Annotated in this window: 12 protein-coding genes; 5 read left to right on the top strand and 7 right to left on the bottom strand. The window is 69.7% G+C overall.

What is annotated here, in order from left to right:
* The first annotated feature begins 424 nt into the window (after positions 1 to 424).
* Positions 425 to 1,039 (top strand): M48 family metallopeptidase, encoded by a 615-nt coding sequence (locus ABR571_RS04600; protein WP_409452012.1) that lies wholly within the window; start codon positions 425 to 427, stop codon positions 1,037 to 1,039.
* Here the strand turns inward: ABR571_RS04600 and ABR571_RS04605 are convergent.
* Positions 1,036 to 2,346: a zinc-dependent metalloprotease gene (locus ABR571_RS04605; protein WP_409452013.1), complete on the bottom strand. Its 1,311-nt coding sequence runs from the start codon at positions 2,344 to 2,346 to the stop codon at positions 1,036 to 1,038. The genes ABR571_RS04600 and ABR571_RS04605 overlap by 4 nt on opposite strands.
* Before the next feature lie 99 nt (positions 2,347 to 2,445).
* Between ABR571_RS04605 and ABR571_RS04610 the strand changes: the two genes are divergently transcribed.
* Both ABR571_RS04610 and ABR571_RS04615 read left to right on the top strand, forming a co-directional pair.
* Positions 2,446 to 2,640 (top strand): hypothetical protein, encoded by a 195-nt coding sequence (locus tag ABR571_RS04610; RefSeq protein WP_409452014.1) that lies wholly within the window; start codon positions 2,446 to 2,448, stop codon positions 2,638 to 2,640.
* 62 nt (positions 2,641 to 2,702) lie between these two features.
* Entirely contained in the window at positions 2,703 to 3,797 is a 1,095-nt protein-coding gene (locus ABR571_RS04615) for a PDZ domain-containing protein (RefSeq protein WP_409452015.1), read from the top strand.
* 9 nt (positions 3,798 to 3,806) lie between these two features.
* Here the strand turns inward: ABR571_RS04615 and ABR571_RS04620 are convergent, their stop codons facing one another.
* A complete protein-coding gene (locus ABR571_RS04620) occupies positions 3,807 to 4,301 on the bottom strand; it encodes a PPA1309 family protein (protein ID WP_409452016.1) in 495 nt (164 codons plus the stop codon).
* A 120-nt stretch (positions 4,302 to 4,421) separates the two neighbouring features.
* Here ABR571_RS04620 and ABR571_RS04625 point away from each other — a divergent pair, with 120 nt between their 5' ends.
* A complete protein-coding gene (locus ABR571_RS04625) occupies positions 4,422 to 7,382 on the top strand; it encodes a UPF0182 family protein (RefSeq protein WP_409452039.1) in 2,961 nt (986 codons plus the stop codon).
* Between the two features lie 13 nt (positions 7,383 to 7,395).
* On the opposite strand, the gene ABR571_RS04630 is transcribed toward ABR571_RS04625, so the two are convergent.
* The 4 genes from ABR571_RS04630 to ABR571_RS04645 are packed head-to-tail and all read right to left on the bottom strand — an operon-like array spanning position 7,396 to position 10,906.
* Positions 7,396 to 8,058, bottom strand: a complete 663-nt coding sequence (locus tag ABR571_RS04630) for a response regulator transcription factor (protein WP_409452017.1) — start codon at positions 8,056 to 8,058, stop codon at positions 7,396 to 7,398.
* Entirely contained in the window at positions 8,055 to 9,167 is a 1,113-nt protein-coding gene (locus ABR571_RS04635) for a sensor histidine kinase (RefSeq protein WP_409452018.1), read from the bottom strand. The genes ABR571_RS04630 and ABR571_RS04635 overlap by 4 nt, the downstream gene beginning before the upstream one ends.
* A gap of 21 nt (positions 9,168 to 9,188) precedes the next feature.
* Positions 9,189 to 9,926 (bottom strand): ABC transporter permease, encoded by a 738-nt coding sequence (locus ABR571_RS04640; RefSeq protein WP_409452019.1) that lies wholly within the window; start codon positions 9,924 to 9,926, stop codon positions 9,189 to 9,191.
* A complete protein-coding gene (locus tag ABR571_RS04645) occupies positions 9,923 to 10,906 on the bottom strand; it encodes an ABC transporter ATP-binding protein (protein ID WP_409452020.1) in 984 nt (327 codons plus the stop codon). Before ABR571_RS04645 ends, ABR571_RS04640 begins: the two co-directional genes overlap by 4 nt.
* A 112-nt stretch (positions 10,907 to 11,018) precedes the next feature.
* Here ABR571_RS04645 and ABR571_RS04650 point away from each other — a divergent pair, with 112 nt between their 5' ends.
* Positions 11,019 to 13,001, top strand: a complete 1,983-nt coding sequence (locus tag ABR571_RS04650) for a prolyl oligopeptidase family serine peptidase (protein ID WP_409452021.1) — start codon at positions 11,019 to 11,021, stop codon at positions 12,999 to 13,001.
* Between the two features lie 31 nt (positions 13,002 to 13,032).
* On the opposite strand, the gene ABR571_RS04655 is transcribed toward ABR571_RS04650, so the two are convergent.
* Entirely contained in the window at positions 13,033 to 13,788 is a 756-nt protein-coding gene (locus tag ABR571_RS04655) for a class I SAM-dependent methyltransferase (RefSeq protein WP_409452022.1), read from the bottom strand.
* Between the last annotated feature and the right edge of the window lie 52 nt (positions 13,789 to 13,840).

Consider the following 13,840-nt stretch of genomic DNA (forward strand, 5'->3'; position numbering starts at 1 on the left):
CACGCCCTCACTCCGTTCGGGCGTGCAGAGCCGCAATACCCCTGTTTCGCTCCGCACGCGCCGCTCACGCCCTCACTCCGTTCGGGCGTGCAGAACCGCAATACCCCTGATTCGCTCCGCACGCGTCGCTCACGCCCTCACTCCGTTCGGGCGTGCAGAGCCGCAATACCCCTGATTCGCTCCGCAAGCGTCGCTCACGCGGTCACCGTTGCACACCGGGCGGATCGGCTGCGGAGTTTTCCACAGCGGCCGGTTCGAAGGGGCGCCAAAGTGGATTCCAGGTAACCCTGAAGTGAATGTCCACACCTGTGGACGAGCGTGTGTACAGAGGGACTTAGGCCTGTGGACCCGGAACCGGCGGCTGTGGAAGACGGGACTGCGACGGCCGTCGCCAACTGGCGTCCCGGGCGGTTACCGTGACCGCGTGCCGAGTCCCGCGGATCCGTCGTCCGGCGCCGATTCGGCTGTCGAGGTCCGGCGCAGCGCCCGTCGGCGCCGCACGGTCTCGGCCTACCGCGACGGTGCCCGGGTGATCGTCCTCATCCCGGCGCGATTCAGCGCGGCCGAAGAGCGGGAATGGGTCGATCGCATGGTCGCCCGGGTGACGCGCGGCGAACGGCGCCCTCGCAGCGGGAACGCAGAGCTCGCCCGGCGCGCCCGGAGCCTGTCCGACCGCTACCTCGACGCCCGAGCCGAACCGGCCGACGTACGTTGGGTCGCGGCGATGCGCACCCAGTGGGCCTCATGCACTCCGACCGAACGCACGATCCGGCTGTCGCGGACCCTGCAGGACCTGCCCGTGTGGGTGCAGGACTACGTGCTGCTGCACGAACTCGCCCACCTGATCGAACCGAGCCACGGCGTCCGCTTCTGGCGCCTGCTCGACGGTTATCCGCGTACCGAACGGGCCCGCGGCTATCTCGACGGCGTCAGCGCCGCGGCCCGCCTGCCCATCGCGGACGACCTTGCCGCGGACATGGGCGAGGACGGACCCGGAGATCAGTCCGTCGAGCCGGACGCGGTCGCCGACGCGGGTTAGCCGGCAGCGTCGCTCTCCGGCGGCTTCGGCTCGGTGTCCTCGGGGGCTTCCGGCACCGATTCGGGTGCTGGATCAGCACCGAAAGCGGCGGCGTCGCCGTCCAGTTCGCTCAGGTCGTCAGGCGCGCTGAAGCCTTCGGCCTTCTCGCCGAAGCCGAGCGGATCGTCGAGATCCTCAGCCGTGGGCAGCAGATCGGGGTGCGACCAGATCGCGTCGCGGCCGCTGACCCCGCGCTTCTCGGTGACGCTCCACCACAGGGCGGCGGCCTCCCGCAGCCGGCGGGGCCGCAACTCGAGCCCGACCAGGGTGGCGAACGTCTGCTCGGCCGGTCCACCGGTTGCCCGGCGGCGCCGCGACGCCTCCCGCAACGCTTCGGCGCCCGGCATCCGGTCGCCGGCGGCCGCGGCCACGACCGCGTCCACCCAGCCTTCAACCAGAGCGAGGAGGGTCTCCAGCCGGCGGAGGGCCGCCTCCTGCTCCGGCGTCTGCTGCGGAGCGAACAGACCGCCTGTCAGTGCCTCTTGGACGCTCTCCGGGTTCATCGGGTCGATGCCCTGGACGGCGGATTCGATCGCCGACATGTCGAGCGTGATGCCACGGGCGTAACTCTCGACGGTGTCGAGAAGTCGCTGCCGCAGCCAGGGGACGTGGCCGAACAGCCGCTGATGGGCCGCCTCTCGCAGGGCGAGGTAGAGCCGGACCTCTTCGGCCGGGCGCTCGAGCCCTTCGCCGAAGGCCGCGACGTTGTCGGCGACCAATGCCGCCACGCCCTGCGGACCGAGCGGGATGCCCACGTCGGTCGCCGACACGACTTCCTGCGCCAACCCGCCCAGGCCCTGGCCCACCTGCGCCCCGAACATGAGGCCGCCGATCTGGGTCATGATCCCGGCGAGCGGGTTGCCCGCGCCGAGTGCTTCCAGTTGCTCGGCCGGCAGCGCGCTCGACATCGCGGCCACCACTCGGGCCGCGACCGGATCGCACAGCGAGGTCCACACCGGCAGCGTGCGCTCGAGCCATTCCGCCCGAGTCCACGTCTCGATGGTCTGGATGCCGGACGGAAGGTCGGTCGCGTCGTCGAGCCACAGGTCGGCCAGGCGGATGGCCTCGACCGTTGCGCTGCGGTCGGCCGGGCTGACGATGGTGCTGTTGCCGGCCAGCGACTGGTTGGCCAGCTGCTTGGCCAGCTCCCAGTTGACGGGGCCACCGGACCAGGACAGCAGCTTCTGCAGCTCGGCGAACAACGGCAGCTGGCCGGACGGGTCGCCCGGGTCGCCGCCGGCGCCGAAGCCGAACGGGAAGTTCGTCATACCTGTCACGGTAGTAGCACGAACCAGGCCAGCTCTTGGTTCCGGAGCCGGCCCGCGTTGCGCCCACGGCGAACGCGGACACGGCGGTAGCGTCCGATCATGGGATGGGCCTTGTGGCTGCTGATACCGGTGGCGGTGACGATCCTCGCCGCGCTCGGCTCGTGGTGGCGGGCCCGTCCGCCGCGCACCCCGAACACCGAACAGGCGATGCAGGCGCACGGCGAGTTCCTCGACGCGCTGTCGCGGACGGCACGCTCGAAGGAGCGCGGCCTCCCCCCTGCTTCCGGCGACTGACGCGCTCGAGCCGGTTGAGCGCCGGGCACAGGCCGCTCAGACCGGCCGGTTACCCTGCGAACGTGTCGCGTCTCGCCCTGCCGTCGATCGAGTGCGTTCCCGGCGGACGGGCCTTCGCCTCGTTGAGCCGGCGGGTTCGCACGCTCGCCGTCGCGGGGATCCTCTTCGTGGTGCTGTTCGTGCTGGCGTTGACCATGCCGGTTCCCTACGTCGTCCTGTCACCGGGCCCGACGTACAACACGCTCGGCACCGACGACAACGGCAACACGATCGTCGTGATCGACGGCAGGAAACCCAGCCACACGTCCGGCCATCTGAACCTGACGACGGTGAGCATCAGCAGCACCTCCCTCACCCCGTTCCAGGCCATCGCCGCATGGTTGAACTCGGACGAGGTCGTGGTGCCGAAGGCGTCGATCTACCCGCCGGGTACGAGCGAACAGAAGACCAACGAGCAGAACACGCAGGACTTCCTGTCCTCCCAGGACAGTGCCACCGCCGCGGCGCTGTGCGAGCTGCACTATCCGAAGGGGTTCGGCGTCCTCAAGGTCAACGCCGACGGACCCTCTCACGGTGTGCTCCAGCCCGGCGACTTCCTGCGGACCGTGGACGGCAAGCCAGCCGGCTCCGTCGACGCCCTCAGCACGGCGCTCGCCACCGAGTCACCGGGCAAGACGGTGCCCCTGACCATCACCCGCGACGCGAAGCCGGCCGAGCTCGACGTCAAACTCGGGCCACCACTGAAGAAGAAGAAGAACGGGGCCAGACTGGGGATCGTCGTCGCCAACGGCTGCCTCGCGCCGTTCACGATCGACCTCGGGCTGGGCAATCAGATCGGCGGCCCGTCGGCCGGGCTGATGTTCGCCCTCGGGATCATGGACAAGGTCGGCACGGTCGACCTCACGAAGGGACGCTTCATCGCCGGCACCGGGACGATCGACAGCGCCGGCAAGGTGGGCGCGATCGGCGGCATCCAGTTGAAGATGATCGCCGCCAAGAACAAGGGCGCGTCGGTGTTCCTGGCCCCGGCGGGCAACTGCGGCGACGTGCGCAAGGCCACGCCCCACGGCCTGAAGGTGATCAAGGTCAGCACCCTGCACTCAGCGGTGCAGAGCCTGCTCGACCTGCAGGAGGGCAAGCCCGTCGTCGGCTGCTGAGAGCCGGCGTCACTCCTCGAACGTGGCGAGCAGAGCCGCGACGAGGTTCGGCGCCAGGTCGGGCCCGGTGAGCAGCTCGTCCTCGTCGGCTCCGTGCATCCGCAGCAGCGCCGCACTCGTGCCGTCGCCCAGCACACCGGCCACCAACCGCGCCTCACGACGAGCCGGATGACCGGCCGCCTGGGCGGCAACCTGGTCGTCGCTGAGGTCCGCCTCGGCCGACGGCGGCAGGATGACGATCTCCTGACTGACCGCACATCCGGCAACACCCGCCGGCCAGGCAATGCCGGCCAGGATCTCGTCGAGGGGCTCGTCCGGGAGTCCCTCCTGCTCGACCGGCGTGATCGCGTCCTCGTCCAGTTCGTCGATCCCGAGTCTCCGTGCGGTGTCGGGATCGTCGCGGGCGAACTGCCCGGCCCGGACGAGCGCGAACAGCACCGGCGGGCGGTCCCATCCCGCGGCGTTGACGTGCGTTTCTATCTCCGCGACCGCCGGTTCGAGCACGTGCCGTCCTGTCTGTCGAGTTACTCGCCTCGCTTCATCCTCGTCTATGCAAAGGAACCACAGCCTCGGCCGGTACGTTGACCCCGACGTCACCGCACAACGAGGAGCCCGCCAGTGACCATGCGGCCCATGCCGGCCATGATCCTCTCGCGACGCGCGAAGATCGCACTGTCGGTCGTCGGCATCATCGTCGTCCTGCTGATCGTGCTGGTGAAGCTCGCCGGCGTCTACGTCAACTATTTGTGGTTCGGTGAGGTCGGCCAGCGGCAGGTGTACGGCACGATGATCTGGACGAAGGTCACCCTGTTCTTCATCTTCGGGATCCTGATGGCGTTGATCATCGGGGCCAACCTGGTGATCGCGTACCTGCTCAAGCCACCGTTTCGGCCGATGTCACCCGAGCAGCAGAACCTTCAGAATTACGTGCTCATGGTCGAGCCGCGGCGCAAGCTGATCCTGGCCGGTGTCATGGTGGTCTCGCTGCTCGGCGCCGGCGCATCGGCTCAGGGTGACTGGAAGATCTGGCAGCTGTGGTTGAACGGCGGCTCGTTCGGCATCAAGGACCCGCAGTTCCACAAGGACATCTCCTTCTTCGCGTGGGACTACCCCGTCTACCGCGCGCTGTTGAGCTTCGGCTTCACCGCCGTACTGTTCTCCCTCGTCCTGTCGATCGGCATTCATTACCTCACCGGCGCCATCAGGCTGCAGACGCCGGGCCCGAAGATCACGCTCTCCGCGCGGCGCCATCTGACCGCGCTGGTCTTCGTATTCATGGCACTGAAGGCTGTCGCGTACTGGATGGACCGCTACGGCTTCGTTTTCAGCTCGCGGAGCAAGTTCACCGGAGCGTCCTACACCGACGTCCACTCGGCCCTGCCGGCCAAGACGATCCTGTTCTGGATCGCGATCATCCTGGCGCTCGGTGTGCTGGCCAGCATCTGGCTGCGCAGCCTTCTGCTGCCCGGCATCGGATTCGTCGTCCTGCTGATCTTGAGCATCCTGATCAGCGGCATCTACCCGGCGGTGGTGCAGCGGGTGTCGGTGAAGCCGAACGCGAGCGACAAGGAAGCGCCGTACATCCTGAAGAACATCACCGCCACGCGGCAGGCCTACGGCATCGTTACCGACACATCGAGCGACGGCAGCGCCCCGGGCAGCGGGTCCACGGTCAGATACTCGCCGTACGCCGTGTCGTCGGATCCGGCGAAGACCGAGGTGACGACGAACAACACGACGGTGGACAACATCCGGATCACCGACCCCAATGTCGTCTCGCCCACGTTCACCAATGCGCAGCGCATCCGCCAGGTCTACGGTTTCGCGCCGAAGCTCGACGTCGACCGGTACACGATCGACAAGGTCGAACACGACTACGTGGTCGGCGTGCGCGAGGCGGTTCCCACCAACCTGATCGGCTCGCAGAACAACTGGATCAACCAGCACACCGTGTACACCCACGGCTACGGGCTCGTGGCGGCTGAGGCCGACGAGGACATCACGCAGACCGGCGCGCAATACACGCAGGCCGACATCCCGCAGGCCGGCCCGCTGACGGTGGACAAGCCGCAGATCTATTACGGCGAGCTGATGTCGGACTACTCCGTGGTCGGCGCGAAGGACCGCAAGCGCGAGTCCGACGGCACCGGCGACAAGCTCGTCACCTACACGGGCAAGGGCGGGGTCCCGCTCAACAACCCGCTGGCCAAGCTCGCGCTCGCCTTGAAGTACAAGGAGACGAACTTCCTGCTCAACGACGCCGTCGGGGCAAAAGGCGCCAAGCTGATCTTCAACCGGGACCCCAAGACCCGGGTGCAGAAGGTCGCGCCGTTCCTGACGGTCGACGGTGACCCCTATCCGGTGGCCGACCCGAAGACCGGACACATCGTCTGGATCGTCGACGCCTACACGACGATGGCGAACTATCCGTACTCCGAGCGGCAGTCGCTGTCGGACCTGACTCACACGTCGCTGCGCAAAGACCAGAAGGACACGCAGATCAACTACATCCGCAACTCGGTCAAGGCGACCGTCGACGCGTATGACGGCACGGTGACGCTCTACCGCTGGGACACATCGGATCCGGTGCTCAAGGCGTGGATGAAGGTCTTCCCCGGTCTCGTGAAGTCCAGCAAGGACATGCCGGCGACGATCCGCGACCACGTGCGCTATCCCGAGGACCTGTTCGACGTGCAGCGCGCCCTGCTCGCGCAGTACCACGTCAACGACCCGGTGACGTTCTACAACGGCCGCGACCGCTGGGCGGTGCCGGCTGACCCGTTCGAGCCGACGGCCGGCGATCAGCCGCCGTACTACGTCCTGGCCAACTCGCCCAACTCGGACGGCACCGGCTCGACGACGCAGTTCCAGCTCACGACGCCGATGCTGGTGAACAACTCGCCCAACCTGGCGGCCTATATCTCGGCCGACAGCGATCCTGGCCCGGACTACGGCAAGATCACCGTGCTCTCGGTGAGCGACAAGTCCGCGGTGCAAGGACCGGGCCAGGTGGCGAACGTGTTCCGGACGCAATCCCAGATCGCATCCGATATCAGGCTGCTCGGGGGCGGCGAGTCGAGCGTGATCCACGGCAACTTGCTTACGCTGCCGCTCGGCAGTTCGTTCCTGTACGTCGAGCCGCTCTACGTGCAGTCGACCTATCCCACCCTGCAACGAGTGCTCGTGACCTACGGCAACAACATCGGCTACGGCTCCACTCTCGCCAACGCCCTCAGCGACTTCAAACCGGGGCACACCGTCGGGCAGACATTGAAGAGCTTCGGTGGGGCGACGACAACAACCCCGGGAGGCAGCACGGGCACGCCCTCGTCGTCGTCGCCGCCGACGGGTTCGTCGTCCTCGTCGTCGCCGCCTCCGATTTCGGGCTCGGGCACCGTCAGCCAGCTCCTCGCCGAACTCAGCCAGGCGGTGGCCGACCGCAACGCGGCCTATGACTCGCACGACGCGACGCGGATCGCGGCGGCCGAGGCGAAGGTGCAGAACATCGCCGATCAGCTGGTCGCCGCGCAATCCGAGTCGCCCACGCCGAGGTCGCCGACCGCGAAGGCGTCTCCGTCGAAGTAACGCCCGGAACTGCTCAGCGGCGCGGGTTGACCAGGCCGCTGTCGAAGGCGAACACCACGGCCGCGGCCCGGTCGCGCAGCTGCAGCTTGGCGAACACGTGGTTGACGTGGGTCTTCACGGTGCCCTCGCCGAGCACGAGGTCGGCGGCGATCTCGGCGTTGCTGCGGCCGGCGCCGATCAGGGCCAGGACCTCCCGCTCGCGGGCGGTGAGCCGGTCCAGCTCGGGAGTGGTGCGCGCGGTCGACGGCGCTGCACGGTAGGTCGTCAGCACGCGCCCCGTGACGGCCGGGTCGAGCCAGGCGCCGCCGTCGGCGACGGTTCGCACGGCACGCTGGAGGTCCTCGGCCGGCACGCCCTTCAGGACGAACCCGGAGGCACCCGCGCGCAATGCGCCGGCCAGGACCTCGTCGTCGTCGAATGTGGTGAGCACGAGTACCGGTGGGCTGTCGGCCGACCGACGCAGCGCTTCGGTCGCTGTGACGCCGTCCATGACAGGCATGCGCACGTCCATGAGGACGACGTCCGGACGGTGCGTGGCCACGGCGGCGCCGACTGCGCCGCCGTTCTCGCATTCACCGACGATCTCGAAGCCGAACCGGCTGCGCAGGATGCCGCGCAGCCCGGCCCGGACGAGCTCTTGGTCGTCCACGACCAGCACACGCACCGGCGCCGTCATCGGACCGGCTGCAAGGGCAGCTCGGCCCGGACGAGCCAGCCCGTGCCGCCCGGCCCGGCGCTGCACCGCCCGCCGACCGACTCGGCTCGCTCCCGCATGCTGAGCAAACCCAGTCCCTCGCCGCGCCGGGGCGTCCCTTCGCTCTCGACCAAGACCTGGACGGAGTCCGGTCGCACCCTCACCCGTACCGTCGAGGCGGTGCCGGGCGCGTGTTTCACCGCATTCGTGAGTGACTCCTGCACGATCCGGTAGGCCGCGAGCCCCACGGTGTTCGGCAGCCGATCGAGATCGCCGTCGATGGTGCTGGACACGTCGGCGCCGGCGCTGCGGAAGCCCTCGATCAGCGAGGGGAGATCGAGGCTGCCGGGCAGCGGAGCAGTCGGATCCGCGTCTTCGCCGCGGTGGAGCAACCCGACGGCGTGCCGCACCTCGTCGAGACTGCGCCGGCCGAGACGTTCGGCCTCTTCCAGTGCCCGCACCGCCGTCTCGCGGTCCTCGTCGAGCGCCAGCCGGGCGCTGCTGACATGCAGCAGCGACACCGTCAGGCTGTGCGCGATCACGTCGTGCAGCTCGCGGGCGATGCGGTTGCGCTCCTCGGCCTGCGCGCGCTGGGCGAGCCCGGCCTGGGCCGCGCGCAGCTGCTCGGCGAGATCGCGTTGCCGCCGGCCGAACGTGCACCCGACCACGCTGAAGCAGGTGCCCCCGACCCAGGCCGCCCAGCCGGCGTCCGGGCTGGCCAACAGCGCCTCCGCGCCGATCGTCACCATCGCGGCGGCCCAGTAGATCCCGGTGACCTGGAGCGGCGCCGAGAGCGCGCACCACGCCGCCAGTACCGGCAGCCCGAACCACGCGAGGTTAGACGCGGTGCCGTCGCCGACAAGGGTGATGCCCGCGCTGCCGACCAAGGCCGCCGGCAGGATCCAGAGCGGCCGACCCAGGATTGCGGCGGCGCCGAAGCCGACGGCAACCGCCGTCCCGATCGCGGCCTGGGCCGGGTCGTCCCCGGCGCGGCTGATCGTGCCGACGGCGACGAAGACGACGAGCACCCCGAACACCGCCCACCCCGCTGCGCGGGGGAGCGGCTTCGGCGTCGCGCGCAGGGCCAGCATCTGGTCGAGCCTAAGCGCGGTTCACAACGCCGCCCGGCGGGCGGCCACGACGGTCGCTACCACAGCCAGCGCGATCACCTCGACGAGCGTCCCGGTCGGGGTGCCGATGCCCAGCCACGGCTGGCGGATCGAGGTGGTGACCCAGGTGAGCGGCAGGGCGTCACCGATGTGGCGCAGCACCGAGCCCATGACGTGCGGCGGCGGGCCGCCGGCGCCGAGGAGGAACGAGGGGAAGAACAGCATCAGGCCGACCGCCTGGGCGGCGCGGGCCGAGGGCAGCAGCGTGCCGAGCAGCACGCCGATGCTGATGAACCCGATGGAACCAAAGACGAGGCCGAGCAGGACGCGCCCCAGGTCGTGGACGGCCGGAATGCCATAGACAGGCGCCGCGACGGCGAGCAGGACCACGCCGGCGACGGCGATGGTGGCCAAACCGAGCACGAGTTCGGCGACCGCGAACGACCAGCGCGGGAAGCCGGCGGCCGCGAACCGGCGCAGGACCCCCCGTTCGCGGTAGGACGCGAGGTGCACCGGCAGCATGATCAAGCCGGTGGCCGCCAGCACGACGGTGAAGTACGAGGCGACGTACCACTGCGACGGGTTCTGCCCGGCAAAGGCGACGTCCGGCTCGGTGCCGAACGCGCCCCCGATGATGAGCATGGTGACGACGGGAAAGACGAAGACGAACGTCAGCACGAGTGGATCGCGCAGGGTGAGCTTGAATTCGGCGCGGATCAGGCGCATGGCGGTGGACTTCATGACAAAGACACCAGCTCTCGGTCGGTCGCCGGGCGCGCCGGCATCGTCGGGTCGGTAGAGGGAGGCGAATCGAGCAGGTGCAGCAGCGCGTCCTCGAGATCGGGCACCTCGACGTCGAGGTCGGCCGGCACCTCGCCCCGGCGGACCAGTTCGGCGCCCACCTGCGCGATCGACCGGCGGTCACCCTGCACTGTGACCGAAGCCCCGCTGGCCGTCACGTTTCGTACTCCGGGTAGACGCCGCAACGCCGCAACCAGCAGCTCGTCGGCCCCGCGGGTGCTGAAGCTGATGCGGGCGCCGCCGGCGTGCCGGGTGACCAGTTCGGCCGGTGTCCCCTGGTCGAGGACCCGGCCGCCGCGCATGGCGACGACCCGGCCGCACAACGCTTCGGCCTCGTCCAGCTCGTGCGTCACCAGCAGCACCGTGGTGCCCTCGTCCCGCAACTGGGCGACGGCCGTCCACACGTCGCGGCGCGCCGCCGGGTCCAGACCCTGCGTGAGTTCGTCGAGGATCACCAAACGGGGGCGGTTGAGCAGGGCCAGCACCAGGAACAGCCGCTGCCGCTCGCCGCCGGACAGCGACGCGAAAGCCGATTTGCGCCGGGCGCCGAGCCCGAACCGGGCGAGCAGCTCGACGCCGTCGCGGGCGGTGCTGGTCGCGAACAGCTCGACCGCCTCGGCCACGCGCAGCCGGTCAGGCAGCGCGGAGTCCTGCAACTGGCTGCCGACGAGCGCCCGCAGGCGTCCGGCTTCTCGGGCCGGGTCGTACCCGAGGACGCGCAGCATCCCGGCATCGGGCCGGCGCAGCCCCTGGATGCACTCGACGGTCGTGGTTTTCCCAGCGCCGTTGGCGCCGATGAGCCCGACGACCTCGCCGGCGGCGACGTCGAGGTCGAGACCGTCGACGACGATGCGGTTCCCGTACGCCTTACGCAGCCCGCGAACGGTGACGATCGGTTCGGTGCCCTTCATGATTGCCATGCCGTTGATTCTTGGACGGCCGCGGGCCGGCCACATCTACCTGCGGGTAGAACTTGAACTCCACCCGATGGCTCCCGACCGGGCCGTCGCCGGAGCGAATACGGTGTCAGGCATGGCCGGTTTCGATTCCTTCGACGACTATCTCGCCCTGCCCCGGGTCACCGACCTGGTGCTTTCACCGGACGGGGCGCGCCTGGTCGCGACCGTCGCTGCCCTGAATGACGACGGCAACAAGCTGATCAGCGCGCTGTGGGAACTCGACCCCAGCGGTGTCGAACCGGCCCGGCGCCTGACCCGCTCGGACAAGGGCGAGACCGGTCCGGCGTTAGGTCCCGACGGCTCGGTGCTTTTCGTGTCCGGCCGCGACGCCGAGGACGACGACCCACCGGCGTTGTGGCAGTTGCCCCCGGTGGGGGAAGCGCAGCGCGTCCTCAGCCGCCCCGGCGGCGTGGCCGCCGTGCACGTCGCGCGCGAGTCGGGTGCGGTCCTGTTCGCCTCGAAGGCCCTGCCCGGCGCGGTCGATCCCGAAGCCGACGAGAAGCGGCGCAGCGCGCGCAAGGAGGCCAAGGTCGGTGCCGTCCTCTACACGTCCTCACCCATCCGCTACTGGGACCACGATCTGGGACCCGACGAGGTGCGGTTGCAGACGGTCGCGGCGGTGCATGAGGACCCTGACGTCGTCGACCTGACGCCGGCGCCCGGGCGTGCGCTCGACGAGACGAGTGCGGCGATCACGCCGGACGGCACGACGGTGATCACTGGTTGGCAGGTGTACGACGAGCCCGGATTCCCGCGGGCCAAGCTGGTTGCGATCGACGTGACCACCGGCGGCCAGCGCGTCCTCGCCGACCAGCCGGACGCGAGCTTTGCCGAACCGGCCGTGTCGGACGACGGTCGCTTCGTCGTCTGCGTCCGCGAGCAGGACACCACCTACGACGACCCGCCCAAGGTGTCGTTGTGGCTCGTCGACCTGCAGACGGGCGACGGCCGCGAGCTCGCGGCTGATCCCGACGTGTGGCCCGCCTCGCCGGCCTTCGCGCCCGGCCGCGAGACGATCTACTTCCTGGCCGACGAGCACGGCCACCGGCCCGTGTTCCGGCTGGACCTCGCGTCGGGGGCCGTGTCACGAGTGACCGCGTCGGGGCACTACTCGAACCTGCAGGTCGCGCCGGACGGGTCGACGCTGTTCGCGCTGCGCGACGCGGTCGACTGCCCCCCACGACCGGTACGTCTGGACGCGTCAGCCACCGACGGCGAAGCCACCGAGCTGCCGGCTCCGGGGACGACCGATGCCACAGGGCGCGTCGAGCGGGTGACGGCAACTGCGGCGGACGGCGCGACGGTCGAGGGCTGGCTGGCGCTGCCCGACGGCGCGTCGGCTGATGCGCCGGCACCGCTGGTGCTCTGGATCCACGGCGGCCCGCTCGGCTCGTGGAACGGGTGGAGCTGGCGGTGGAACCCCTGGCTGATGGTGGCGAAGGGCTATGCGGTGCTGCTCCCCGATCCGGCGTTGTCGGTCGGTTACGGCGCGGCGATGATCCAGCGCGGTTGGGGTCAGTGGGGCGGCGCGCCGTTCACCGACCTGATGACGATGACTGACGCGGTCGTCGACCGTCCGGACATCGACGAGACGCGAACGGCGGCGATGGGCGGCTCATACGGCGGTTACATGGCCAACTGGGTCGCCGGACACACCGACCGCTTCCGCTGCATCGTCACCCACGCGAGCCTGTGGGCGCTCGACCAGTTCCAGGGCACCACCGACGTCCCCGGCTACTGGGTCAAGGAGTGGGGGCTACTGGGCGAACGGCCCGAGCGCTACGACGAGTGGTCGCCGCACCACGCGCTGAAATCGATCACCACCCCGATGCTCGTCATCCACGGCGACAAGGACTACCGCGTCCCGGTCAGCGAAGCGCTGCGCCTGTGGTGGGATCTGCAGCGTCAAGGCGTCGAGTCCGCCTATCTCTACTACCCGGACGAGGGCCACTGGATCCTGAAGCCGGGCAACGCCCGCGTCTGGTACGAGACCGTCTGGGCGTGGTTGGCCCAGCACGTCCACAGTGCAGACTGGCGGCAGCCGGAGCTCCTCTGAGCGTTGGTCGACTCGCCTGGCTGCTGAACTCCTACGGCCTGCGCGCTTCGATCAGGACGCGGGACGAGTGGGCGACGAACGGGCCGTCGGTCTCCATCAGGGCATGCAGGTCACGCAGGCGATCGCGATACCGGTCGACCGTGAAGTCGGGAACCATCCAGATCACCTTGCGCAGGAAGTACACGACGGCGCCGATGTCGAAGAACTCCACGCGCAGGCGCTCCATCCGCACGTCGACGATCTGCAGCCCGGCATCGCGTGCCTCTGCCGTCTCTCGATCCGGATGGCGTGCGCCTGGGACACCGGCCTGCGAGCCGAGGAAGTACTCGTAGAGTTCGGCGACGCTGCGCGGCCCGACATGCTGCGCGAGGTACGTCCCACCGGGTCGGAGCACGCGGGCGATCTCGCTCCACCACACCGTCGCCGGATGACGGCTCGTCACGAGGTCGAAGGACGCGTCGGCAAAGGGCAGCGGCGGCTCGTCGGGATCGGCGACGACCACGACGCCGCGCGGATGCAGCAGCTCGGTCGCGCGCGCAACGTTCGGCGGCCACGACTCGGTGGCTGCCATGGTGGGCGGAAAGCCGGGGACGCCCGCCAACACCTCGCCGCCTCCCGTCTGGACGTCCAGCGCGGCCGGCACGGTCGCCAGCCGATCGCCGAGCAGGCGCTGATAGCCCCACGACGGCCGCTGCTCGGTGGCCCGACCGGCCAGCCAGGAGAAGTCCCAGCCGGAGACGTCCACGGCGCCGGCCTCGGCGACCAGCTCGTCGAAGGATCGAGTCATGCGACCACGATGTCAGGCTGAGCGGAGCGCCGTGGATGCGGGGAAGCCGCGG

Origin of the sequence: Jatrophihabitans sp. (assembly GCF_046262535.1) — a bacterium.
Lineage (GTDB): Bacteria > Actinomycetota > Actinomycetes > Mycobacteriales > Jatrophihabitantaceae > Jatrophihabitans.

Coding starts and splice junctions, on each gene's coding strand:
- ABR571_RS04605 (WP_409452013.1), bottom strand. CDS start 2,346: ATGACGAACTTCCCGTTCGGCTTCGGCGCCGGCGGCGACCCGGGCGAC.
- ABR571_RS04610 (WP_409452014.1), top strand. CDS start 2,446: ATGGGATGGGCCTTGTGGCTGCTGATACCGGTGGCGGTGACGATCCTC.
- ABR571_RS04625 (WP_409452039.1), top strand. CDS start 4,422: ATGCGGCCCATGCCGGCCATGATCCTCTCGCGACGCGCGAAGATCGCA.
- ABR571_RS04630 (WP_409452017.1), bottom strand. CDS start 8,058: ATGACGGCGCCGGTGCGTGTGCTGGTCGTGGACGACCAAGAGCTCGTC.
- ABR571_RS04635 (WP_409452018.1), bottom strand. CDS start 9,167: ATGCTGGCCCTGCGCGCGACGCCGAAGCCGCTCCCCCGCGCAGCGGGG.
- ABR571_RS04640 (WP_409452019.1), bottom strand. CDS start 9,926: ATGAAGTCCACCGCCATGCGCCTGATCCGCGCCGAATTCAAGCTCACC.
- ABR571_RS04645 (WP_409452020.1), bottom strand. CDS start 10,906: ATGGCAATCATGAAGGGCACCGAACCGATCGTCACCGTTCGCGGGCTG.
- ABR571_RS04650 (WP_409452021.1), top strand. CDS start 11,019: ATGGCCGGTTTCGATTCCTTCGACGACTATCTCGCCCTGCCCCGGGTC.
- ABR571_RS04655 (WP_409452022.1), bottom strand. CDS start 13,788: ATGACTCGATCCTTCGACGAGCTGGTCGCCGAGGCCGGCGCCGTGGAC.